A 23,673-nucleotide genomic window follows, 5' to 3' on the forward strand; every position below is an offset into this window, starting at 1 on the left:
CATGGACAAGCATCCGATCTTCATTCCGAATGGCTTTCAGATCTACACCAAGCCTACTGAAGCCGCGGCCAACTTCGTTCTGCAGCACATCGAAAACGACCATCACGGCACCGCCTTCTACGGAGGCGGTGGGCTTGGAAAAACCAGTGCACAGCAATTTATGACCGACCATGCCTCACGCTGGCTGGTGGATGAGAGTGACGCCCCCATCGGCGTGGCTTCTCGCCTGATCATGCCTAGCGGCGCGCGGCGCAGCGATGGTGCCTTCTATACCGCCGTGGCCAATAGTCTCCGGCTTACCAACGCGGACCGACTTACGCCGCAGAAAGGCAAAGAACGCCTGGTGAACTTCATCAAGACGCGTTGCGGCCAAGCCCAACAAACACTCATGGTGATGTTCATTGATAACGCACAGCGGATCACGCGAGCAGAGTACGACTATCTCGCTGACATCGACGAGCAAATCACTGACGCAAAGCTCCGGTTGTTTGTGGTGTTCATGCGTCAAAGCGACGCCTCGGGTGTAGAGGTCGCCGACGATTGGTCCGACTACCCATCGCACATGCTCCGCCGATGGTTCATGGGTTCGCATCCCTTTCTGCCGCTCACTGGATTGGATGAGGTCACCCATGCCCTCGATCGCTTTGATGGGTCAGCGTTCTGGCCGACTCCCGACATGCCGTTCACGCGCTACTTCGCCAGGGCAGCATTCGATGATGGTTGGCGGCTGGCCAGCCAAGCTGCTTTGATCGTGGATGTCGTCAATGCTATCCGTAGTCAGGCCAACCTTCCTCCTAGCAATGCTTGGCCGATGGCGACATTCACGGGGACAGTACGCTACCTCCTCGCCAATGTTGCCGCCAAAGTACCTGGCTTTCGGGAATTCACGACCGAACAGATCGCTGACGCTCTCTCCGTTAGCGGTTACCTGCGCCTCGAATATGTGCGAGCCAATCTTCTTATGCGGGAGGCTGTCGCATGAGTCACTGGAGGAATCTGCTTGCCTTACGCATACCGCAACCCGGCCTGCTTGGATTGGAGCTCGAGCCCTTCCCGTTTATCTCCGGGTATGGCATTGCCTGGCGCGTCTATCGGCTTAATTGCCTCGAATCCAAGAACTTGTTTTCGGTGCTCGGGATCCGAGCACCCGCCGACCTGAACCTGATGAAAGCTTGCCATCGACCGGGTGCCTCGCGCACCCGGTTCGAAGCCATCTGCGGCTTGGATGGCACGCAGGTACCGGCGTACTGGAATGCTCAGTCGTGGAGTCCACTCGACCTGCATGGACTTTGGAGCGATGAGGATCTACCTATTCGCCACTGCCCTGAGTGCGCACGCTTTGGCTATCACTGCGGATTGTTTCAGCTTCCATCTATTACACACTGCCCGTGGCATGAGCAGCCAATTCGCGATAGCTGCCCACAATGTGGTGCTCCATATTCCGTCCGTTCACATCTCGATCTTGAGCTCGGTTGCTGTGCCTGCGGTCACGATAGTTTCGACAGTGATATCGCCAGTACAGCCATGTGGACCTTCCCACACCAAACCGCAGAGGAAACACTCACCCAATATCTTGCCTGGGCCGAGCGCGAACGCACTCACCGCCACTTCATCGCTCCATCCCACGACCGTGTATCTCGTGAGGGCTTCGCAAACTTAGCCCGTGCCCCCATGGCTTGGCAGCCCGCCATTAGAGACCCTCCACATCAACGCACCCTGTTAGAACCCATGGAGGGAAGGCGAGAGCCATCGGCTCGTACCTTCTGGGGATGGAGTCTGCTCGGGTCAGACAGGTCATTGACTATTGCCCCCTTGCCGGCTTCGGTTCATCACCGCTTGGCTGCCGTAACACGAGCGCGCCTAACCGCCCCCACCGCGACACTCTCTGGCGCCGACGATATGCCTGACCAGCCCTCGGGCGGCTTGACCGATCGCAGCGAGCAATACAGTCAAATGGAGAGGTTCATCCTGCCCCATGGCAGCATAGGAGCCGACACCGTTTGGCTCCACTTGTCGGCTGTTGATCCTTGTGCACTTCAGATGTGCGCGCGGCTGGCAGAATCGGTGTACCAACTCCTCGGAGAACCCGCGCAAGGGGATGCATTGCGATCACCCCACGTCCAGCAGTCCGACGCTTTGGACCGCGTCAATGGACGATGGCGCTTGGCTCAGGCACTCGAGGAAATGCTAGCGAGAGGATTCGCCCAAGGACTCGACGCCTTGTGTCGCGTTCATTTACAACAACGCACGCGCATTCGAGCATGGCGGGTGCCCGTGATTGAAATACGCGGACAAAAAGGACATCTAGAGAGCATTAGAGTCTGTTGGATCCCCGTAAAACCGCCAACTGTCGAGTCAAGTCCGCGGCCCCAAAAAGGCGGCAAGGCATCTCGTAAAAGACTTCGCCGACGGGGCCGTAAACCACCCTCACCGAACCAAGCGCCGCGAAAGCGTCAAGCACGCTAACCCAATCGGCTGCTCATTCGCTGCTGCCGGAACACGCACGATGGTTGGCTTTCTGAATTCAGGGCGATTTATCGGCTTTTTCGGCTAATTGGGGGCAGTTTCTTCGATCTCGGCGAAATTGAGGGCGGCTTGTTGGACTAGACATCTGCTCAAAAATCACCACATCGATTTCAATATAATATGCAAATTCAATTACTTATAATTGAGGCAATTCCTTGTTGTTAGACAACGACCACTGCCGACCCTCGGTTGGGATTGGCTCAGCGCCCGAAGATGATTTCCTTGCCTTCATGATCGCGATCCCAGCCGCGCAGCTGGTCGCGGATGTGGGCGATGCGCTGGCGACCGAGCGCGTTGCGCTCTTCGTCGAGGACCTGGCCATCCAGCAGTTCGGCCAGACGCTGTGCGGTGGGAAGCATGGCGTCCCATGCGTCGAGTGCCGGCAACGGTGCCGGCAAGGTCATGAAGAAGCTCACACCGGGCGTATGCAGTGTGTCTAGACGACTCAGGTCAAAGTTGCCTGGCTTGAGCATGTTGGCGACGCTGAAGATCGGACCGAGTTCGCGCTTGCCATCGACCAAGCGGTGATAGATGCCCATGTCGCCGAATTCGAGCCCGGCCTTCTCGGCGGCAACCACCAGGTCCGGCCCATTGAAGTGCCCTCCTTCGCGCGCAACCACGAACAACGTGACGATGCGCTCGACCGGCAGCTGCGCCGGTCGCCGACCGAGATCCGAACGCGGTGGCGTACCGGTCGACGTAGCCGCTGTCGTCGGCGATGGCGGCATTGCCACGGGTGCCATCGCCGGGGCGTCCTGTGGAGCCGGTTCCCTGGAGCTGGGGGCACGCAAGGCGTCAATGATCGATGACACGTGATCCGCGAGCTTGAGTTGCGGTGGCTTGACCTTGGCCGCCGCGGCGGGAGCCGATGGCTGACTGCGCTCACCGGAAAGCGTGGCACCCAGACGCTCCAGCTCTTCGCGCAGGCCAACTTCAAGTTCACCCTGCTGGGGTTTTGCGCCGCCGGCCAACGGATCGTCGATGACCGCGTCGAACCCGGTGAACGACGGTTCTTCGTCGACAGCCCGCTCGCCCAGCGTGGGTTCGCGGCGATCACCGCCATGCTGGGTGGGCACGATTCGACGCTTGCCCTGCTCTTTCTTCGGCTGGCCGAACAGCCATATCAGCGCCAGCACGATCACGCCGACGATCAGCAGCGGAATGCCGACGGCAGGATTCCAGGCAAAGGCAATCACGGGTTGCAGCGTCATCATGGGTTCCTCAGGCAGCGCCTGCCAGTTTAGCCGCTTCGGCCAGATCAACCTGTACCAGTCGTGACACGCCCGGCTCGCGCATGGTCACGCCGCACAGCTGGGTGGCCGCTTCCATGGTGGCCTTGTTGTGGCTGATGAAGATGAATTGTACTTTCTCGCTCATCTCGCGAACCAAACTGGAGAAGCGTCCAACGTTCGCCTCGTCCAGCGGCGCATCGACCTCGTCGAGCAGGCAGAACGGTGCGGGGTTGAGCCCGAAGATCGCGAACACCAACGATACCGCGGTAAGGGCCTTCTCGCCGCCGGATAGCAGGGTGATGTTGGAAACCCGCTTGCCCGGCGGACGCGCCATGATCGACACGCCAGTGCTGAGCAGATCGTCGCCGGTCAGCTCCAGGTATGCATGGCCGCCACCGAACAGGCGCGGGAACAGCTCCTGCACCCCAGCGTTGACCTTGTCGAAGGTATCCTTGAAACGCTGACGGGTTTCGCGGTCGATCTTCTTGATCGCGCCTTCCAGTGTATCCATCGCGCTGACCAGGTCGGCCAGCTGGTTGTCCAGATAGGTCTTGCGCTCGCTTTGCTCGGCATGTTCCTGGATCGCAGCGAGGTTGACCGGCTCCAGCCGGGCGATCTTCTGGCCGATGTCGCCCAACTGCAGGCGCCATTGATTTGCGTCGATGTCGTCAGCGAGTTCTGCCAGCAGGGTTTCCAGTTCAAGGCCGGAGGCAGTGATCGCCTCGGCCAGCTGCTCGGCACGCAGATGCAGCGCTTGCGCAGCTAGGCGTTTCTCCGACAGGCTTTCGCGCAAGTTCGAAAGCCCCTGCTCCGCCACATGGCGCTGCTGTTCCAGCTTGCGGAATTCAAGGTCGCAATCTTCCAGCGCACGACGCGCGTCGACCAGCTGCTTGTCGACCAGCAGGCGCTGATCCAGATAAGCCTGTCGCTCAGCCTCCAGTTCCGCGATGGGGTCGGAGCCGGCTGCGAGTTGTTCGGTGATCTCGGTACGGCGTGATTCGATCTGGCGCAACTGGGCATCCATGCGCCCCAATGCCTGTTCCAGCGAAGCCAGCGACGAGCGTTTCGATTCCAGCGACAGTGCCAACGAATGCGACTGGTCGGCTGCCTCGCGCGCATTCATGCGTGCTTCCTCGCGGGATTCGAGCAACGCGCGGCGTTCGTTTTCCAGCTCGCGACGCTGGTCTTCCAAGTCGCCCATCAGGCCGACCGACTCATCCAGCCGGGCCCGCGCTTCACGGGTCTGGCCCTGCAATTCGTCGATCTGCGTGGCCAGATCCGCCAGCTCGCCATTGACCTTGTCGGCGCGCGCGCGGGCGGTTTCCAGCTTGCCGCGATGACTCTGCAACTGTCCGGCCAATTCGGACTGGCGCCGATGCGCGTTGTACAACTCGCGTTGCGCGTCGTCCCGCGCGCGCTCGGTCTCGAACTTGCTGGTGCGCAAGTTGTCGAGTTGTTCGCTGGCTTCCTCAAGCTGTGCTTCGAGTGTGGCGATCTGCTCGCCGAGCAAACGCAGGTCACGCTCGCGTGCCAGCACGCCGACCTGGCTGCCCTGCGCCCGGCGCACTCTTGCCCAGCCTGGACCAAGCCATTCGCCACCGCGGGTGATCACTGACTGATATGGCGTTAGTGCAGACAGCGAGGCCACACGTTGATGGGCGTCGGCAAGCGATTCAGCCGTCAGCACGTGGCCGAGAATGGCCATCGCCGCCGCCGGCCCGCGCACGTGTGCGGCGAGTGTGCCAGCGGTGTTGGCGCCACCCTCGGCGGCATCGAGCAGCGCGACGTCGGCGTTGTCGAGCGCACCGAATTCCGTGGCCAACGCATGCGATCCGTCCACCAGCACGCTGTCCAGAAAACCGGTCAGGGCGGTTTCCACCGCAGTTTCCCAACCCGCTTCGACCTGCAGCGATTCGCCGAGGCGACGCGATTTGTTCAGTCCCAGACGAGCCAGCCAGCCGCTGGCGGCACTCTCTTCCTGACCAAGTGCAGCGTGTTGCAGCGCTTCGAGCGAGGCGTGCCGGCCACGTGCGGTCTGCAATTGCTGGCGCGCCTCGTTCAACGCCGACTGGACCTGACGTTCTTCCTCCAACACCTTTTCGTGGCTGGACTTGTGCTGGTCGAGCAGACTGCCCAGCGTTTCCACACGCTCGCGCTGGGTGTCGTGTTCGTTGTGCAACTGTTCGCCGGCAGCATCCAGTGCGGCCACGTCGGTGGCTTTCTGTTCGGTCTCCAGCACTTCGCGGCGGCGCGCCAGATCGATGCCCTGGCGATCCAGATAGTTGAGCTTGGTACGTTCCACCTCGGCCGCACGATTGGATTCGCCGGCGTTGCGGGTGTGACTATCCCAGCGCTGCTGCCAATCGGCCAGTTTCGCTTCGGTGCTGCGCTGGGCCTCGGCGGTGTCGTCCTGCAACTGCTGCAATGCTTCGAGTTTCGGCTCGCCTTCGGCCAACGCCATGCGCAACGTTTCGATTTGAGCGTTGTCGGTGGCGATATGTGCGGCCAGCTCGGCATGTTCACGCTCGGCGTCGCCATGGGCGCGCTGCAGGCGATCGGCGGTTTCGCGATTGTGGCGGACCTGCTGCTCGACCCGCGCTATCTCGGCACCGACCTTGTAAACATCAGCCTGCACCGCGTTCAGATGTTCGCTGGCGTCGGTGTGACGTTCGCGCACACTTTCCAGTTGTGCCTCGATCTGGCGTTGGCCAGCCAGCTGCTTTTCGATCTCGATCTCGGCTGCGGAAAGGTCGGCGCCTTCACCGTCGTGCTGGCTCTTCAATCCGCGGTATTCCAATGCGCGCAGTTCGGCTTCCTTGCGCGTCTGCTCTTCCTTCAGTGCCTTCCAGCGCTCGGCCGCGCGGGCCTGGCGATTGAGGTGGTCGAGCTGCTTGTCGACTTCATCGCGCACGTCGCGCACGCGGTCGAGGTTTTCGCGGGTGGCCTTGATGCGGCTCTCGGTTTCCTTGCGGCGCTCCTTGTACTTGGAGATGCCGGCGGCCTCTTCCAGGTGCATGCGCAACTCTTCCGGGTGCGCGTCGATGATCTGGCTGATCATGCCCTGCTCGATGATCGAGTAGCTGCGCGGGCCCAGGCCGGTGCCGAGGAACAGATCGGTGATGTCGCGGCGACGGCAACGCGCACCGTTGAGGAAATACGCGGATTGGCCGTCGCGGGTGACCTGGCGCTTCACCGAGATCTCGGCGTACTGCCCATACTCGCCCTGGATCGAGCCGTCAGCGTTGTCGAAGATCAGCTCGACGGTGGCCTGCCCCACGGGCTTGCGCGTGTTGGAGCCGGAGAAGATCACGTCGGTCAGCGAATCGCCGCGCAGGCGGCTGGCCGCGCTCTCGCCCATCACCCAGCGGATCGCGTCGATGATGTTGGATTTGCCGCAGCCATTCGGGCCTACCACGCCGATCATGTTGCTCGGCAGATGCAGGGTGGTCGGGTCCACGAAGGACTTGAAACCGGCGAGTTTGATCGTGCTCAGGCGCATGCGGTCATCAGTGGGTCAGTCAGGTAACGCCCGCTGGTGGGGCGACAGGGCACTGTGCCAAACGCGGGGCGGCGCTGCAATGCGGGTTCGTATGAAGTTTCACTTCAACAGTGAAACATAACTACATGTTGCCAATTGTTATTTGTCTTGAACGGCGTCGATCGATAGCGCATGGATGCCGTTATCCATCAGCTCGTCGAGCGCCGCGTAAACCATCCGATGGCGTTTGATCGGCGCCTGGCCGGCGAACGCGGCGCTGACGATGCGCACGTGAAAGTGTCCCTTGCCCTCACCTGCATGGCCGGCGTGCTTGTGGCCTTCGTCCAGTACTTCCAGTTCATTCGGTGCGAATGCGACCTGCAAGCGCGCGCGGATCTGCTCAATGACGGGTTGCCCGGTCATCGCCACGCCCGCGGTCACGGCAGCACTTTGCGGAATGGCTTGACCGAGGTTTCGCGATACACGCCAGCGGCGATGTAGGGATCTGCAGCTGCCCAGGCTTCCGCCTCGGCCAACGAAGCGAACTCGGCCACGATCAGGCTGCCGCTGAAACCGGCCGGGCCCGGATCTTCCGCGTCGATCGCCGGAAACGGCCCGGCCAGCAGCATGCGGCCTTCGTCCTGCAACTGCTGCAGGCGGGACAAGTGTGCCGGACGCGCGGACTTGCGCGCTTCCAGCGAGTTTGCATTGTCGGTGCCGATGATCGCGTACCACATGGTTCAAGCCTCCGGGCGCATATAGGGAAACAGCAGCACATCACGGATCGAGGCCGAGTCGGTCAGCAGCATCACCAACCGGTCGATGCCGATGCCGAGGCCGCCAGTGGGCGGCAGGCCCACTTCCAGTGCGCGGATGTAGTCGGCGTCGAAATGCATCGCCTCGTCGTCGCCGGCGTCCTTGGCGTCGACCTGGGCCTGGAAGCGTGCGGCCTGGTCTTCCGGATCGTTCAACTCGGAGAAGCCGTTGGCCAGTTCCTTGCCGTTGACGAACAGCTCGAAGCGATCGGTGATGCCCTTGTCGGTATCGCTCTCGCGCGCCAGCGGGGATACCTCGACCGGATGGTCGGTGATGAAGGTGGGCTGGATCAGCGTGTGCTCGACGGTCTTCTCGAAAATTTCCAGCAGCAGCTTGCCCCAGCCGTAGCCGGGCTTGACCTGCACATGCAGGCGCTTCGCGTGCGCGGCCATTGCCTCGCGATCACGCAGTTCCTCGCGCCCGATTTCAGGATTGTGTTCCAGCACGGCGTCTTCCATGCGCCAGCGACGGAACGCCGGGCCAACGTCGATCGCCGCGCCGTCCCAGCCGAGTTCGGTGGTGCCGAGCACGCTCTGCGCGGTGTCGCGGATCAGGCCTTCGGTAAGATCCATGATCTCGTGGTAGGTCGCGTACGCCTGGTACAGCTCCAGCATCGTGAATTCGGGGTTGTGCCGCGTCGACACGCCCTCGTTGCGGAAGTTGCGGTTGATCTCGTAGACGCGATCGAAGCCGCCGACCACGAGGCGCTTGAGGTAAAGTTCGGGCGCTACGCGCAGGTACAGATCCATGTCCAATGCGTTGTGGTGCGTCACGAACGGTCGCGCCGTGGCGCCGCCGGGAATCACGTGCATCATCGGCGTTTCCACTTCCATGAAGCGACGTGACGGCGCCTCCAGCCACTGGCGCATGTAGCCGATGATTCGCGAGCGCTGCATGAAGGTGCGGCGTGCCTCTTCGGTGACGATCAGGTCGACGTAACGTTGACGATAGCGCTGCTCCACATCGGCCAGTCCGTGAAACTTGTCCGGCAGCGGGCGCAGGCTCTTGGTCAGCAGGCGCAGGTTATCCACACGAACCGACAACTCGCCGGTCTTGGTGCGCATCAGCACACCTTCGGCACCCGCGATGTCGCCCACGTCCCAGCCCTTGAACGCGTCGTAGGTTTCGCCGACCGTGCCCTGGTGGATGAACAGCTGGATGCGACCGCTGAAATCCTGCAACTGCACGAAGCTGACCTTGCCCTGTACCCGCTTGAGCACGATGCGACCGGCCATCTTCACGCGTCGCGCTGCGGCCTCGATCACTTCGGCTGTCTGCACATCCTTGTCGGCGAATTCGGCCTGCAGGTCACCGGCGAAGCTGTCGACCTTGAAGTCGTTCGGAAACGCGATGCCCTGCCCGCGCAGCGCCGTCAGTTTCTCGCGTCGCTCGGCAATCAGCTTGTTCTCGTCGATGGGCAGGGTGTCGGTCGGTTCACTCATGGGGATTCCGTTACTGTCGGCGCTCGCGCGGAGCGGCGGACGTTCTTTTGTCTATGGTTGGGTCGCAAACAACAGGGGAGGTTTTCCTTCGGAACAGCGTCGCCCGTCAATCGTCCTTGTGAAACACGTGCTTGACCGCGTGTCGGGTCGCATTCCAGCCATCGCGCGCGCCGTGTCCGACGGCGATACCGGCCTTCTTTGCGCCGTGCCCGATGCCGACGCCAGCCTCCTTCGCGCCATGCCCGACCGAGACGGCGACGTGCTTGGTTGCGTGGCCGATGTCGCGGGCGCCGTTGCCGATGCCATGGCCGACGGCCTTGGCATCCTGCTTGACGCCCTGGCCGGATGAGCTTTGCTGCGCTCCAGCCGTGCCGTCGAACGCCGCAAGTGCGGCGAGTGCGACAAGGATTCCGCAGATTTTCTTGCTGTTCATGCCGGGACTCCTTGCAGGCGATCGGGCCGATTCAACGGATCAGTACTCACGCGTCGCTGCGCTTCGAACCCGCCTCGAGGCCAGATTTCAGACTGGCCTCGATGAACTCGTCCAGGTCGCCATCCAGAACTTTCTGCGTGTCGGTGCGTTCGATGCCGGTACGCAGATCCTTGATGCGGCTCTGGTCGAGCACGTAGTTGCGGATCTGGCTGCCCCAGCCGATGTCGGACTTGGTCGCTTCCAGCGCATCGCGCTCGACGTTGCGCTTCTGCACTTCCAGCTCGTACAGCTTGGCCGCCAACATCTTCATCGCGGTGGCGCGGTTCGCGTGCTGGCTGCGGCCGGTCTGGCAGGCCACCACAGTATTGGTCGGGATATGCGTGATGCGCACCGCCGATTCGGTCTTGTTGACGTGCTGACCACCGGCGCCGGACGAACGGTATACATCGGTGCGCAGATCGGCCGGGTTGATGTCGATATCGATATCGTCCTCGACCTCCGGCGACACGAACACCGAAGTGAAACTGGTGTGCCGGCGGTTGTCCGAATCGAACGGGCTCTTGCGCACCAGTCGGTGCACGCCGATCTCGGTCTTCAGCCAGCCGTAGGCGTAGTCGCCTTCGACACGGAACGTGGCGGATTTGATGCCAGCCACATCACCGCCGCTGACTTCCATCAACTCGGTCGTCCAGCCACGCGATTCGCACCAGCGCAGGTACATGCGCAGCAGCATTTCAGCCCAGTCCTGCGCCTCGGTGCCGCCGGCGCCGGCCTGGATGTCGACGAACGCGTTGGTCGCGTCCATCTTGCCGGAAAACATGCGCTGGAACTCCAGCTTGCTGACCTGCGCATCCAGTCTGGCCAGGTCCTCGATCACCGAGCTGACAGTTTCGTCGTCGCCGTCGGCCATGGCCATTTCCAGCAACTCGCTGGCGTCGGTGAGACTGGCGGTCAGCGTGTCGATGCCATTGACGATGGTATGCAGGCGGGCGCGTTCGCGGCCCAGCTCCTGCGCGCGCGCCGGATCGTCCCAGACGTTCGGGTTCTCCAGTTCGCGGCTTACTTCTTCCAGGCGTTCGCTTTTTGTGGCGTAGTCAAAGATACCCCCTAAGCGACTCGACGCGGCCCCGGAGGTCGGCGATCTGCGCAAGGATCGGATTGGTCTCGATCATGTGATGGCGGTCCAGAATGCAAGCGCACAAGAATACCAGAGGAGACGCTGCCTTCGCTGTACAACGCACTGCAACTACACTAGCCATACCCACTTCCGAACGGAGCTCGCCATGCCGATCGACCGTCGAAAGTTCCTGAAGCTGAGTGGCCTGGCCACTTTGGGTGGTGCCATGCCGGGACTGTTGCAGGCCGATGATGTGGTGGCCATGCGGTCATCCGGGCCGCATGGCAATGCCGACTACACGCTGCGCATCGGTCGGAGCCTGGTGGAGCTTGCGCCCGATCACATCGTTTCCACCCGAACCTACAACGGTCGGTTTCCCGGGCCGCTGCTGCGACTGAAACAAGGCCGTTCGGTGATGGTGGACATCTTCAACGACACTGACAGGCCGGAGCAACTGCACTGGCACGGACAGTTCCTGCCCGTAGCGGTGGATGGCGCAGTCGAAGAAGGGACTCCGTACATTCCGGCTTACGGCATGCGTCGGATCGCCTTCACGCCGGGGCCGGCGGGGCTGCGCTTTTATCACACGCATCTGCGCGCCGGTGCCGATCTCGACCTTGGCCAGTACAGCGGCCTGGCCGGACCGGTGTATATCGAGCCGCGGCATGAGCCGGGCGCCCATGATCGCGAGGTGTTCCTGGTGCTGAAGGAGTTCGATCCGTTCTTCAGCAAGGGCGGCGACATGGCGATGGATTTCCTGCGGCCGGGCGAACGCGATCCGACCTTGCAGCAGCGCGGCGAAAAGACGATGAAAGCCTCGCTGGCCGGTGGCATGTCGCACGGATACGAAGTCGGCTATCAGTCGTTCTCGATCAACGGCCGCATGCTCGGCCACGGCGAACCTGTCCGCGTGCGCGCCGGCGAGCGCGTATTGCTGCACATCGTCAACGCCAGCGCCACCGAGATCCGCAGCCTCGCCCTGCCCGGCCACACGTTCACGGTGGTGGCGCTGGACGGCAATCCGGTGCCGCATCCGGCAACGGTGCCGGTGTTGTGGCTGGGCACCGCCGAGCGCATTTCAGCCATCGTCGAGATGACGCATCCGGGGGTGTGGATACTCGGCGACCTGGCCGATGACGACCGTACACGCGGCATGGGCATCGTGGTCGAGTACGCCGGATACGGCGGCAAGCCGCAATGGGTCAAGCCGCCACCGTTCCAGTGGGACTATCGCCGTTTCGCCGTGCCGAATGCGCCGTCGCCGGCCACCCCCGATGAAACCATCAAGCTGACCTTCGCCAAGCGCAACGCGGCCGTCCATGGCTTCAACCAGTGGACGATCAACGGCCAGCCGTTCGACATGCGCACGATGCAACCCACTTACCGACTGCAGTACGGCAAGCGCTACCGGCTGCGCATGCACAACGCCAGCGACGACATCCACCCGATGCACCTGCACCGACACAGCTTCGAGATCACCCGCATCGCCGGCCAGCCTGTCGCCGGCGTGATCAAAGACGTGGCGATGCTGGGTGGCTACCAGAGCATGGATGTCGATTTCACGGCCGAGCAGCGTGGGCTCTCGCTGTTCCACTGCCACATGCAGCTGCACATGGATTTCGGTTTCATGACGTTGTTCGATTGCGCATGAACCACGCAGCACGCACATCTGCCCTGGCCACCTCCGGGTCCGCATGGGAGGTACTGGCCGTATTTCTCAAGCTGGGCATGTCCTCATTCGGCGGACCGATCGCGCATCTGGGCTATTTCCATCGCGAGTTTGTCGAACGGCGACGCTGGCTGGATGACGAGCGTTTCGGCCAGCTGCTGGCGTTGTGCCAGTTCCTGCCGGGACCGGCGAGCAGCCAGCTGGGGTTTTCCATCGGCCTGCTGCAGGCGGGCGGATGGGGCGGCCTCGCCGCTTTCGTCGGATTCACCCTGCCCTCGGCCCTGCTGATGTTTGCCTTCGCCGTGCTGAGTACCCATTTGTCCGGTGCGCTGGGCCAGGCGGCGATCCACGGACTGAAACTAGTAGCCGTGGCGATGGTCGCCCATGGTCTGCTCGGCATGGTACGCCGGCTCACACCGGACGTACCGCGTCTGCTACTCGCCGCGCTCGCTGCCGTGCTGATCGTGATCGTTGGCAACGCATGGATGCAATTGCTGGTGATCGCCTTCGGTGCAGTACTGGGTCCCTGGCTGTGCCGCACGGTAATGGCCCATCCGGGCGATCGTCTGGTTCTGCAGCATGGGCGCCGCGGCGGCATCGCATTGCTGGCCGTGTTCGCCATCTTGCTGCTGCTCTCCCTGGCGCCGTGGCCTGGCGCGCCAGCATGGGCTCAGCTAACGGCGGGGTTCTACCGTGCTGGCGCGCTGGTATTCGGCGGCGGCCATGTGGTGCTGCCTTTGCTGAAGCAGACCGTGGTCGATCCGGGCTGGCTCGATGGCAACAGCTTCCTCGCCGGCTACGGTGCGGCCCAGGCGGTGCCCGGCCCGATGTTCAGCCTCGCGGCGTTTCTCGGTGAACGCATCGGCGTCGGACATAGTGGCGCGCTTGGCGCCACAGTCTGCCTGCTTGCGATCTTTCTGCCGGGGTTGCTGCTGGTTTCCGCAGCGCTGCCGTTCTGGCAGGCGCTGGCCGCGAGGGATGATGCCGCACGCGTGCTCGCTGGCGTCAACGCTGCGGTGGTCGGCTTGCTCGCCGCCGCGCTGTACAACCCGGTGTGGATCAGTGCCGTGCATCGCCCGCTCGATGTCATCATCGCGCTGAGTGCCTTCGCCTTGCTCGCCTGGGCACGATGGCCGGCGCTTGCCATCACCGGATGGTGCGTGACGGCTTCGCTGCTCACGGTACTGTTTTGATGGCTCAGGCCAGCGCGTGGTCGTGCACTCCCTTGACCGCGCGGCCCGACGGATCGGCCGCGTTCGCGAACGCCGGATCCCAGGCCAGCGCGGCGGGCGACGAGCAGGCGATCGATTTGCCGCCTGGCACCGTTGCTGCGCAGGCTTCGCCGGGAAAATGCTGCTCGAAGATGCGCCGGTAGAAATACGCCTCCTTCGTCGCCGGCGTGTTGAATGGATAGCGCGCTGCGGCCGCGGCGAATTCGCGATCGCTGACCGCTTGCTCCGCATGTGCCTTCAGTCCGTCGATCCAGCCGTAGCCGACGCCATCGCTGAATTGTTCCTTCTGCCGCCACAGGATCGCGTCGGGCAGCGCACCAGCGAACGCCTCGCGCAGCACCGCTTTCTCGATGCGTCCCTGCCCTGCCATCTTGTATGTCGCGTCCATGCCCATGGCGACATCGATGAACTCGAGATCAAGGAACGGCACGCGAGCTTCGACGCCCCAGGCCATCATCGCCTTGTTCGCGCGCAGGCAGTCGTAGCTGTGCAACGCGTCGAGCTTGCGCACGGTTTCCTCGTGAAACGCCTCCGCCGACGGTGCCTTGTGGAAGTACAGATAACCGCCGAACAGCTCGTCCGAACCTTCGCCGGACAGCACCATCTTCACCCCCATCGCCTTGATCCGCCGCGCCAGCAGATACATCGGCGTGGCGGCCCGGATGGTGGTGACGTCGTAGGTCTCGATGTGGCGGATCACCTCGGGCAGTGCGTCCAGTCCTTCCCAGAACGTGTAGACGAAGCCATGGTGCACAGTACCCAATGCGTCGGCGGCGATCTGCGCGGCAGCCAGGTCGGGCGAGCCATCGAGTCCGATCGCGAACGAATGCAGTCGTGGCCACCATGCCTCGCTGCGATCGTCGTCCTCGACCCGCTCGCGTGCGAACTGCGCGGCGCAGGCAGCGACCAGCGACGAATCCAGCCCACCGGAGAGCAGCACGCCATACGGCACGTCCGTCATCAGCTGGCGATGCACGGCCTGCTCGAACGCCTGGCGCAGGGCGGGCGCCGCAACTTCATGGCCACGAGTGTGGGTGTAGTCGCGCCAGGGTTTGTCGTAATAGCACTGCAACTCGCCGCTGACGCTGTCGTACACATGGCCAGGTGGAAACGGCGCGACGTCGGCACATACGCCAACCAGCGCCTTCATCTCCGAGGCCACACACAAACGGCCATGCGCGTCGTGGCCCCAGTAGAGCGGGCAGACGCCGATCGGATCGCGGGCGATCAGATAGCGCTGCGCTGCGCCGTCCCATAGCGCGAAAGCGAAGATGCCGTTGAGCCGCGGCAGGCCATGCTCGATAAATTCGGCGGCGCCGTGCTCGCGATACAGCGCGTTGATCACTTCGCAATCCGAACCCGTGGTGAAGTCATACGTGCTGGCACCGCGCAGCTCGCGATGGTTGTAGATCTCGCCGTTCACCGCCAGCGCCAGCGCACCATCGCGCGAACGCAGTGGTTGCGCGCCGCTGGCCGGATCGACGATGGCCAGACGCTCATGCACCAGGATTACCCCGGCGTCGACGAACACCCCACTCCAGTCCGGTCCGCGATGACGCTGGCGCTGCGACAGCTCCAGCGCCTGCCGGCGCAACGCGGCCAGGTCGTCACCCGGCTGCAGATCGAACATTCCGAAGATCGCACACATGATTGCTGTCCTTTGGGTTGGATGTTTCCTTGGTTGAAAAGTCCGGCCATGGATGGCTGGTTCTTGTTTTCGTGGACGGATTCGTGTGGAACAAAAAGCCGAAGGCCCGCACTGGGCGGGCCTTCGTCGCGTATGGTTTCGTGGAGACTTGGTGCTACGCGCGGGCCCGCCAGAAGTTGGCGTTATTGTTGTTCGCGCGATTATTGTTGCTGCCCAGCGAGAAGCCCCGCGCAACAGGCGCGGTGAGGTTCAGGAAGCTGGTCGTGATGGAGTACATGGGTCAACTTGAGCAGATTGCTCCGGCCTTGGCAAGTGCTGGGGCGGTCGGACGCGCGCTATGCGGGCTGGTTCCCGGTCACCCACTGCGTCGCCTCGACCAGTTCAGCGCCATGGAACAGTCGAAACTGCGCAGGCACGGCGAAACCGAATGCCGTGGCCGCCGTGCGCAACCAGCCCACATCAGTAACCAGGGCGATCCGCTCCCAGCTGCTGAAATGGCGCATGCCCAGCTTGGCGTCGTCCCACATGGCACCGGGGTCGAAGCCGGTGAAGTCCTCGGCGGTGACATACAACAGGCGCAGCTTGCGGTTGAGTGCGAACGCCGCCTCGACATCCGGCACGATGATGTTCTCGTAATCGGCAGCCGTAACCTGGCCGTGGGCGCGAAAGCCCAGCGTGCCTGCAGGCAATCCTTCGATCTGTGCGATCACTGGCGTTCTCCATGGGCGGTGTTCACGTCAGCTTGGATCAGGCCGCGTGAAAAACTCGCTAGTGGATCAGCCCGCTGGTTCAGGCCGGCTCGATGTGCCGCAACAGCAGACGCGGGCTTTCGCGACCTTGCCAGTCATTGATGGTCAGCACGTAGGCGGCGCGCAAAGACGATGGTGGCGGCTGGCCGTGATACGCGTTGAACATCACTGCATCGTGCATGGCGCCGTCGCGCGGATCGCGCAATTGCAGGCGCAGGTGCCGTTCACCCATCACCTTCCAGCTGGCGCACTCGAAACGATTGTCGAACAACGGCTCGGGGAAGGCCTGCCCCCACGGGCCGGCATGCCGCAGTTGCCGCGCCAGCATCAGCGTGGCGGCACCCGGCGGCAGCTCGCCATCGGTGTACAGCACGGCTTGCAGGCGCTCGGCGTCGATCAGCTCGCGGGCGATCGCATCGAATGCCGCCTTGAAACGCGGGTAATCGCAGGCCTTCAGGCTCAGCCCCGCCGCCATCGCATGGCCGCCGAAGCGTTCGATCAGGCCCGGCTGGCGGGCATCAATCGCGGCCAGCGCATCGCGGATGTGGAAGCCGGCGATCGAGCGCGCCGAACCGCGCAGATTGTCGACGTCGTCCTCGCTGGCGGGAGCGAAGGCGATCACTGGGCGATGCAGGCGATCCTTCAGCTTGGATGCGACCAGACCGACGATCCCGGCATGCCACGACGGCTCATACAACGCCACGCCCACTGCGTCGATGTCGGTCAGGCCGACTACCATCTGTTCGGCCTCGGCCACCATCGAGGCTTGCAGGTCGCGGCGCTCCTGGTTGATCGCGCTGAGCTGCTCGGCGTAGCCGCGTGCCTGCGCCACGTCGTCGGTGAGCAGGCACTCAACGCCCAGGCGCATGTCCTCCAGCCGGCCCGCCGCATTCAATCGCGGGCCGACGGCGAAGCCGAGATCGCTGGAACACAATGTCGCCACGCTGCGCTTGCCGGCTTCGACCAGTGCGGTGATGCCGGCGCAGCCGCGACCGCTGCGGATGCGTTGCAGCCCGGCCTCGACCAGCACGCGGTTATTGAAATCCAGCGGCACCAAATCAGCCACGGTGCCCAGTGCCACCAGGTCGAGCAAGACGGACAGATCCGGCTCAGCGCCATTGAATGTACCTTGCTCGCGCAACTGCGCGCGCAAGGCCAGCAGCAGATAGAACATCACGCCCACACCGGCCAGCATCTTGCTCGGGAAAGGATCGCCGGCGAGGTTCGGGTTGACCATCGCATCGACATCCGGCAATTGCTCGCCGGGCAGATGATGGTCGGTGACGATGACCCGGATACCGCGTGCCTTGGCCGCGGCCACGCCGGCCACGCTGGCGACGCCGTTGTCGACAGTGACGATCAGTTGTGGCGACGGCTGCAGCGATGCGACCAGCGCCGGACTCAAGCCATAGCCATGGGTGAAGCGATTCGGGATGGCGTAGCTCACCCGCTTCGCGCCAAGCAGCCGCAAGCCGCGCACGGCCACGGCTGTACCGGTGGCGCCATCGCAGTCGTAGTCGCCGGCGATCAAGATCGTCCAGTCGCCGCGAATCGCCTCGGTCAATAGATGGACCGCTTGCGGCATGCCGCCGAGCATCTGTGGCGATAGCAGGCGAGCCAGTCGATGTTCGATCTCTGCCGGACCCAGCACGCCACGCGCCGCGTAGATATGTTGCAGCACCGGATGCACCGAAGCGGGCCAGCCGCTGGGCACACCGCTGCTTTCGCGCAGGCGCAACTGCAGCATGCTCAACGCCCTGCCCCACGCCACAGTCGCCAGCGGTGCCACGGCTTGCGCTGCCAGCGTTCGGCGCTGGCGAAATGCAGCACGGTGGACTGGCGGTTGAGCAGCGGCTGCAGCGTGGACCACCAGTGCGCGGCGATCTCGCCGGCCGGCAGATCCTGCAGGTCAATCAGCCAGCCCGGGGTGGCTGCGGCGACGGAATCGGGCGTACGCGTGTGCTGGATCATGCCGGCATGCGCGGCCAGGGCGCGAAGCAGCAGGTCGTCGCTGATCACGCCATGCAGGTTGCTTTTCAGGTGACCAGGCAGGTTGCCGCCGCCCCACAACCACAGGCTGTTGACCGGGGCCAGCCCCCGGCTACGCCGTTCGGCATTCAACGGATGCTGATGCAGCAGCACCTGGATCTCGTTGAGCAGCAAGCGCCAGCGCCGCCCTTCCGCACCCTGTGGCAGATGCTGCGAAAGGTCTTCGCCCAATGCCTGTTCCGGTGCCGCGAAGCCGGGCAGCGGGGTGTTGGCTGGCAGCTTCAGATGCCAGCGGTCCGGCGTGGAAATTTCCAGTTGAATGCCGGCCTCGTCGAATACAGGGCGCAGCGGCGCAGCCAGTGCGTGTGCCTCGTCCATTCCCAATTGCAACCGCCCGCAGGCCAGCAGCCGCACGCCATTCATGTCGGGCTGCACCCAGGCAGGGTCGGCCGACAGCCAGGTGGCGCCGGCGGCATCGCCGGCGAGAAACTCGCGGGTGATGGCTGCCGCAGGCACATCGGCATCGATGCCCTGGAAATAATCGTCGAGGCCGTCCAGATAACCTGTGCTTCCGTCAGCCAGTCGATCGGCACGAACCAGCCATTCACGCAACGGATGGTCGGGCTCGAAGTGTGCCCGCGCGGGCAGCCACAGTTGCAACGATCGTTCCGGCTTCGCGCTCACCGCTATCCCCTACGCTTCCAGCTGTTCATACAGTTCCAGCCATTCCGCTTCCAGCGCTTCCTTCTCGCGGCGCAGTTCGGTCTGACGCTGTCCCAGCCGCATCATTTCCTGGGTCGGGCCGTTGTAGGTGGCTGGATCAGCCAGCTGGATTTCCAGGGTGGCCAGTTCGATGTCGATCGTGGCGTTGCGGGTTTCGATCCGCTTCACGCGCTGGCGTGAGGTTTTTTCATTCTCGCGCTGGACGGCTGCATGGCGGCGGCGTTCCTCGGGCGATTCGTCCGGCACGATCTTGAGCACCGGTTTGGCCGCCGCCGAGGCCGCTCCAGCCTTGGCCGCCTTCTTGCTGGTCGCACCGCGTGTGCGCAACCACTTGGCGTAGTCATCCAGATCGCCGTCGAAGCTTTCTACGTCGCCATCGGCGACGCGCCAGAAACTGTCGCAGACCATGCCGAGCAGATGGCGGTCATGCGAGACCAGCACCAGCGCGCCGTCGAAGTCGGCCAGTGCGTCAGCCAACGCTTCGCGCATGTCCAGGTCGAGATGGTTGGTCGGCTCGTCGAGCAGCAACAGGTTCGGCTTGTCCCACGCGATCAGCGCCAGCGCGAGGCGCGCCCGCTCGCCGCCGGAGAAACCGTCGACCGATTCGAATGCGCGTTCGCCGGCGAAATTCCAGGTACCGAGGAAATCGCGCATGACCTGCGTGGCCACGCCCGGTGCCTTGTCCTGCAGATGATCGAGCGCGCTGGTGCCTGCGCGCAGGCTCTCGACCGTGTGCTGGGCGAAATAGCCGATCTTCAGATCCTTGTGCGCCTTGCGCTCGCCACTGAATGGATCGAGCTCGCCGACCAGGGTCTTCACCAGGGTCGATTTGCCGGCGCCGTTGGGGCCGAGCAAACCGATCCGCTCACCCGCCTCCAGGCTGAAGCGGACATCGCGCAGGATGATGTTGAGATCCTCGCCATCCGCAGTCGGATAACCCGCCGTGATGTCTTCCAGCTGCAGCATCGAATCGGGCAGCCGTCCAGGCACCGGGAACTGGAAGCTGAAAGGACGTTCGGCGCGCACCGCTTCGGTGCCGGCCATCTTCTCCAGCCGCTTCATGCGCGATTGCGCCTGCTTGGCCTTGCTGGCTTTCGCCTTGAAACGGTCGACGAACGACTGCAGGTGCGCCCGCTCGGCCTGCGCCCGCTCATGCGAGATCTGCTGCTGGCGCAACTGTTCGGCACGCAGGCGTTCGAATGCGCTGTAGTTGCCGGTGTACAGGGTCGCCTTGCCGTCGTTGAGATGCAGCGTGTGGGTGATCACGCCGTCGAGGAATTCGCGATCGTGCGAGATGATCAGCAAGGTGCCCTGATAGCGGCGCAGCCACTCCTCCAGCCACAGCACGGCATCGAGATCGAGATGGTTGGTCGGCTCATCGAGCAGCAGCAAATCCGACGGACACATCAGCGCTCGTGCCAGGTTCAGGCGCCCGCGCCAGCCGCCGGAGAACTCCTTCACGGCGCGCTCGTGCGTTTCCGGCGGAAAGCCCAGGCCGTGCAGCAAGCGGCCCGCGCGGGCGCGGCCGTCGTAGCCGTTCAACTCTTCGATGCGGTGATGCGCTCTGGCCATCGCATCCATGTCGCCACGCTCGCCGGCGTCGGCTTCGTCGCGCATGGCTGCGGCCAGTTCCTCGTCGCCGCCCAGCACGTAGTCAATCGCCGCATCCGGCAACGCCGGGGTTTCCTGCGCCACCGAGGCCAGCCGCAGCTTGGCCGGCATGTCCAGCTCGCCGGCATCGCTCTCCAGCTTGCCCTGCAGGGCCGCGAACAGACTGGATTTGCCACAGCCGTTGCGGCCGATCACGCCCAGGCGCCAGCCGCTCTGGATCACCAGGTCGATATCGGAAAGCAGCAGGCGGGTGCCGCGGCGCAAAGCAAAGTGTCGAAAGGAAATCATGGAATAACAGGTGTCCGAACCGGGGCAGGCAATCATCTGCAGCCGCCCATGATAGCGGTGATGGCGCTATTCTCGACGAACCGGCCGGTTATGCCGCACAAGGCTGAATGCCGAGCCCATCGCAATCGGCACAAACCGGCATGGCGTAGCATAGACAGTTCTGCTACAACGACGCCGCATACAGCCTTGTATGGAGAGGGGAGCCATGGTCAAGTTCACAAGCAGTTTGCCGCTCATCGTCATGTTGGCGGTCACCGCCGGTTTTGCCGTGCCACAGGTCGCCCAGGCACGCCAGCACGGGGACAATCTGCTGATTCATCGCGTGCAGCAGGAAAAGGGCATGAACCTGCCCAGTCGCGGCATGAGCATGGGGCAGGTGGAAAAAACCTGGGGCACCCCGCAGCGCAAGCTGTCGCCACGCGGTGGTGACACCAGCAAGCACCCGCAGATCAACCGCTGGGAGTATGCGAATTTCATCGTGTATTTCGAACACAGCCACGTGATCCACTCAGTGCTGAACACGCCGGCCGGCAACAACACCAATCCGGCCAGCGTCAACTGATCAACCCTTCCGACGGCGCGGCCTGTGGCGACACAGGCCGCGTTTTCGTGTGTGCAGCGATCACCTCGTCGTACACTTTGCCGCCTGACGCCTCCAGCGGCACCCTCTTCCATCGCATGAGACAGCCCAGCATGACCGACCCCTCCTTGCGCCTGCCGGCCGAATGGGAACCGCAGGCCGCGGTGCTGATCGCATGGCCGCATGCAGGCACCGATTGGGCCGATCGGCTGGCCTCGGTGGAAACCACCTACGTGGCTTTGGCCGCTGCGGTGACCCGATTCCAGCGTCTGATCATCGTGGTAGGCGATGCCGGGCTGCATGCCCACGTGCAGTCACAATTGCGTGACGCGGGCGTGGATCTGTCGAAGGTCCGCTTCGTCGAACTGCCGTATGACGACACCTGGTTGCGCGACTCCGGCCCGATCACCCTGCAGGGCGGCGGCGATGCCGATTCCCAACGATATTTCCAGCTCACCGATTTCCGCTTCACCGGCTGGGGCGGCAAGTTTGGCGCCGAGCAGGACGACGCGCTGGTCGCCGGGCTGGTCGACGCGGGCGTATTCGGCCATGCCGCGCACAAGCGCATCGACTGGGCGCTGGAAGGCGGCGGCATCGAGAGCGACGGCCAAGGCAGCGTGCTCACCACCTGGCGCTGCCTGGTGCAACGGCATCCGGAACAGTCACGCGAGGAAATGAGCGCGATCCTGCGCGATAGCCTGCACGCTGATCGCGTGCTCTGGCTGGACTACGGCTACCTCGAAGGCGACGACACCGACGCGCACATCGACACCCTCGCCCGCTTCGCGCCGGGCCAGCGCATCGTGTTCCAGGCCTGCTCCGACGTCACTGATCCGCATCACGACGAACTGCAGCGGATGGCAACCGAGCTCGCCGCATTGCGCACGCCGGATGGCCGTCCCTATCAGCTCCATCCCTTGCCGTGGCCACAGCCGATCCTCGACCAGGGCCGTCGTCTGGCCGCCTCGTATGCGAATTACCTGATCGTCAATGGCGCCGTGCTGGTGCCCGCCTACGGCGATCCGGCCGACGACGAGGCCGCCCGCGGCATCGGCATGGCGCATCCGGGCCGCGAGATCGTGCAGGTGCCCTGCCGTCCACTGATCTGGCAGAACGGCAGCCTGCACTGCATCACCATGCAGCTGCCGGCAGGCATCGCCTGAGTCGCATCGGCTAAACTGGCAAGTCTGGCAAACGCCGAGGATTCACACCGATGACCCGCAAGACCCTCAAGGTCGCGCTGCTGCAGGAAACCGATCGCGGCAGCCGCGATGCCAACCTGGATGCGATCGAAGCCGGTCTGCGCGAAGCGGCCGCGGCCGGCGTCGAGCTGGTGCTGCTGCAGGAGCTGCACAACGGCTCGTACTTCTGCCAGCACGAATCGGTCGAGGTATTCGATCAGGCCGAGAGCATCCCGGGCCCCGGCACCGCACGCATCGGCAAGCTGGCCGAAGAGCTGAAGCTTGTCGTCGTCGCCTCGTTGTTCGAACGTCGCGCCGCCGGGCTGTATCACAACACCGCGGTGGTGTTCGACCGCTCGGCCGCGATCGCCGGCAAGTATCGCAAGATGCACATCCCGGACGATCCAGCGTTCTACGAGAAGTTCTATTTCACACCGGGTGATCTCGGTTTCGAGCCGATCGACACTTCAGTCGGCCGGCTCGGCGTGCTGGTGTGCTGGGACCAGTGGTATCCGGAAGCGGCGCGCCTGATGGCGCTGGCCGGCGCCGAACTGCTGCTCTATCCCACCGCGATCGGCTGGGATCCCAACGACGAGCAGGCCGAGAAGGATCGCCAGCGCGACGCCTGGATCACCGTTCAGCGCGGCCATGCGGTCGCCAATGGCTTGCCGTTGCTCTCGTGCAACCGCACCGGTTATGAAGCCGACCCGAGCCAGGTTGGTGCAGGCATCCAGTTCTGGGGCTCAAGTTTCGTCGCCGGGCCGCAAGGCGAGTTCCTGGCCCAGGCCGGCACCAATGCGCGCGAGTTGCTGGTAGCCGAAGTCGATCTGGCGCGCAGCGAACACGTGCGGCGGATCTGGCCGTTCCTGCGCGACCGCCGCATCGACGCCTACGCCGATCTGCTCAGGCGCTTTCGTGACTGAAGCGGCGTCTACAGCTACCCACGCTGCTTGTTCCGC

19 protein-coding genes are annotated in these 23,673 nt (G+C 63.7%); 6 read left to right on the forward strand and 13 right to left on the reverse strand.

Going from position 1 to position 23,673, the window contains the following annotated elements:
• Position 1 precedes the first annotated feature (1 nt).
• Positions 2-982 carry an ATP-binding protein gene (locus EAH75_RS04845; protein WP_241668891.1) on the forward strand — a complete coding sequence of 327 codons (981 nt, stop codon included), beginning with the start codon at positions 2-4 and terminating at the stop codon, positions 980-982.
• A gap of 1,744 nt (positions 983-2,726) precedes the next feature.
• Here the strand turns inward: EAH75_RS04845 and zipA are convergent.
• The 7 genes from zipA to prfB form a co-directional block, all read right to left on the reverse strand.
• Entirely contained in the window at positions 2,727-3,737 is a 1,011-nt protein-coding gene (gene zipA / locus EAH75_RS04850) for a cell division protein ZipA (RefSeq protein WP_140651328.1), read from the reverse strand.
• 10 nt (positions 3,738-3,747) lie between these two features.
• Complete coding sequence (smc, locus tag EAH75_RS04855; protein ID WP_140804602.1) at positions 3,748-7,257, reverse strand: chromosome segregation protein SMC; 3,510 nt, start codon at positions 7,255-7,257, stop codon at positions 3,748-3,750.
• 138 nt (positions 7,258-7,395) lie between these two features.
• Positions 7,396-7,659: a BolA family protein gene (locus tag EAH75_RS04860; RefSeq protein ID WP_140805047.1), complete on the reverse strand. Its 264-nt coding sequence runs from the start codon at positions 7,657-7,659 to the stop codon at positions 7,396-7,398.
• A gap of 14 nt (positions 7,660-7,673) precedes the next feature.
• Positions 7,674-7,973, reverse strand: coding sequence for a YciI family protein (locus EAH75_RS04865; protein WP_140651324.1), 300 nt, complete (start codon positions 7,971-7,973; stop codon positions 7,674-7,676).
• Between the two features lie 3 nt (positions 7,974-7,976).
• Positions 7,977-9,494 (reverse strand): lysine--tRNA ligase, encoded by a 1,518-nt coding sequence (gene lysS / locus EAH75_RS04870; protein ID WP_140804604.1) that lies wholly within the window; start codon positions 9,492-9,494, stop codon positions 7,977-7,979.
• Positions 9,495-9,600: 106 nt separating this feature from the next.
• Positions 9,601-9,927 (reverse strand): hypothetical protein, encoded by a 327-nt coding sequence (locus EAH75_RS04875; protein WP_140804606.1) that lies wholly within the window; start codon positions 9,925-9,927, stop codon positions 9,601-9,603.
• Positions 9,928-9,973: 46 nt separating this feature from the next.
• A protein-coding gene (gene prfB / locus EAH75_RS04880) for a peptide chain release factor 2 (protein WP_140804609.1) occupies positions 9,974-11,099 on the reverse strand; the annotation gives its coding sequence in 2 pieces (ribosomal slippage) (positions 9,974-11,023 and positions 11,025-11,099; 1,125 coding nt in all).
• Between the two features lie 111 nt (positions 11,100-11,210).
• Here prfB and EAH75_RS04885 point away from each other — a divergent pair.
• Positions 11,211-12,695 (forward strand): multicopper oxidase family protein, encoded by a 1,485-nt coding sequence (locus tag EAH75_RS04885; protein ID WP_140804611.1) that lies wholly within the window; start codon positions 11,211-11,213, stop codon positions 12,693-12,695.
• Positions 12,692-13,906, forward strand: coding sequence for a chromate efflux transporter (chrA, locus tag EAH75_RS04890; RefSeq protein WP_140804613.1), 1,215 nt, complete (start codon positions 12,692-12,694; stop codon positions 13,904-13,906). Before EAH75_RS04885 ends, chrA begins: the two co-directional genes overlap by 4 nt.
• Before the next feature lie 4 nt (positions 13,907-13,910).
• Here the strand turns inward: chrA and asnB are convergent, their stop codons facing one another.
• The 6 genes from asnB to EAH75_RS04915 form a co-directional block, all read right to left on the reverse strand.
• On the reverse strand, positions 13,911-15,593 hold the full coding sequence (gene asnB / locus EAH75_RS04895; protein WP_140804615.1) for an asparagine synthase B: 1,683 nt from the start codon (positions 15,591-15,593) through the stop codon (positions 13,911-13,913).
• A gap of 154 nt (positions 15,594-15,747) precedes the next feature.
• Entirely contained in the window at positions 15,748-15,870 is a 123-nt protein-coding gene (locus EAH75_RS20025) for a hypothetical protein (RefSeq protein WP_277752526.1), read from the reverse strand.
• 58 nt (positions 15,871-15,928) lie between these two features.
• The gene (locus EAH75_RS04900; protein WP_140651313.1) at positions 15,929-16,303 is read right to left on the reverse strand and encodes an STAS/SEC14 domain-containing protein; all 375 of its coding nucleotides are present in this window, start codon (positions 16,301-16,303) and stop codon (positions 15,929-15,931) included.
• Positions 16,304-16,382: 79 nt separating this feature from the next.
• Positions 16,383-18,089: a single-stranded-DNA-specific exonuclease RecJ gene (gene recJ, locus EAH75_RS04905; protein ID WP_140804617.1), complete on the reverse strand. Its 1,707-nt coding sequence runs from the start codon at positions 18,087-18,089 to the stop codon at positions 16,383-16,385.
• A gap of 2 nt (positions 18,090-18,091) precedes the next feature.
• Positions 18,092-19,015 carry a phosphoglycerate mutase gene (locus tag EAH75_RS04910; protein WP_140804619.1) on the reverse strand — a complete coding sequence of 308 codons (924 nt, stop codon included), beginning with the start codon at positions 19,013-19,015 and terminating at the stop codon, positions 18,092-18,094.
• Between the two features lie 9 nt (positions 19,016-19,024).
• Positions 19,025-20,953 (reverse strand): ABC-F family ATP-binding cassette domain-containing protein, encoded by a 1,929-nt coding sequence (locus tag EAH75_RS04915; protein WP_140804621.1) that lies wholly within the window; start codon positions 20,951-20,953, stop codon positions 19,025-19,027.
• 205 nt (positions 20,954-21,158) lie between these two features.
• On the opposite strand from EAH75_RS04915, the gene EAH75_RS04920 reads away from it, so the two are divergent.
• From EAH75_RS04920 to EAH75_RS04930, 3 genes are all read left to right on the forward strand, one after another.
• Positions 21,159-21,515 (forward strand): hypothetical protein, encoded by a 357-nt coding sequence (locus tag EAH75_RS04920; protein ID WP_140804623.1) that lies wholly within the window; start codon positions 21,159-21,161, stop codon positions 21,513-21,515.
• 131 nt (positions 21,516-21,646) lie between these two features.
• The gene (locus tag EAH75_RS04925; RefSeq protein ID WP_140804626.1) at positions 21,647-22,696 is read left to right on the forward strand and encodes an agmatine deiminase family protein; all 1,050 of its coding nucleotides are present in this window, start codon (positions 21,647-21,649) and stop codon (positions 22,694-22,696) included.
• A gap of 50 nt (positions 22,697-22,746) precedes the next feature.
• Entirely contained in the window at positions 22,747-23,637 is an 891-nt protein-coding gene (locus tag EAH75_RS04930) for a carbon-nitrogen hydrolase (RefSeq protein ID WP_140651301.1), read from the forward strand.
• The last annotated feature ends 36 nt before the right edge of the window (positions 23,638-23,673 follow it).

It is taken from the genome of Rhodanobacter glycinis (assembly GCF_006438785.1).
GTDB lineage: Bacteria > Pseudomonadota > Gammaproteobacteria > Xanthomonadales > Rhodanobacteraceae > Rhodanobacter > Rhodanobacter glycinis_A.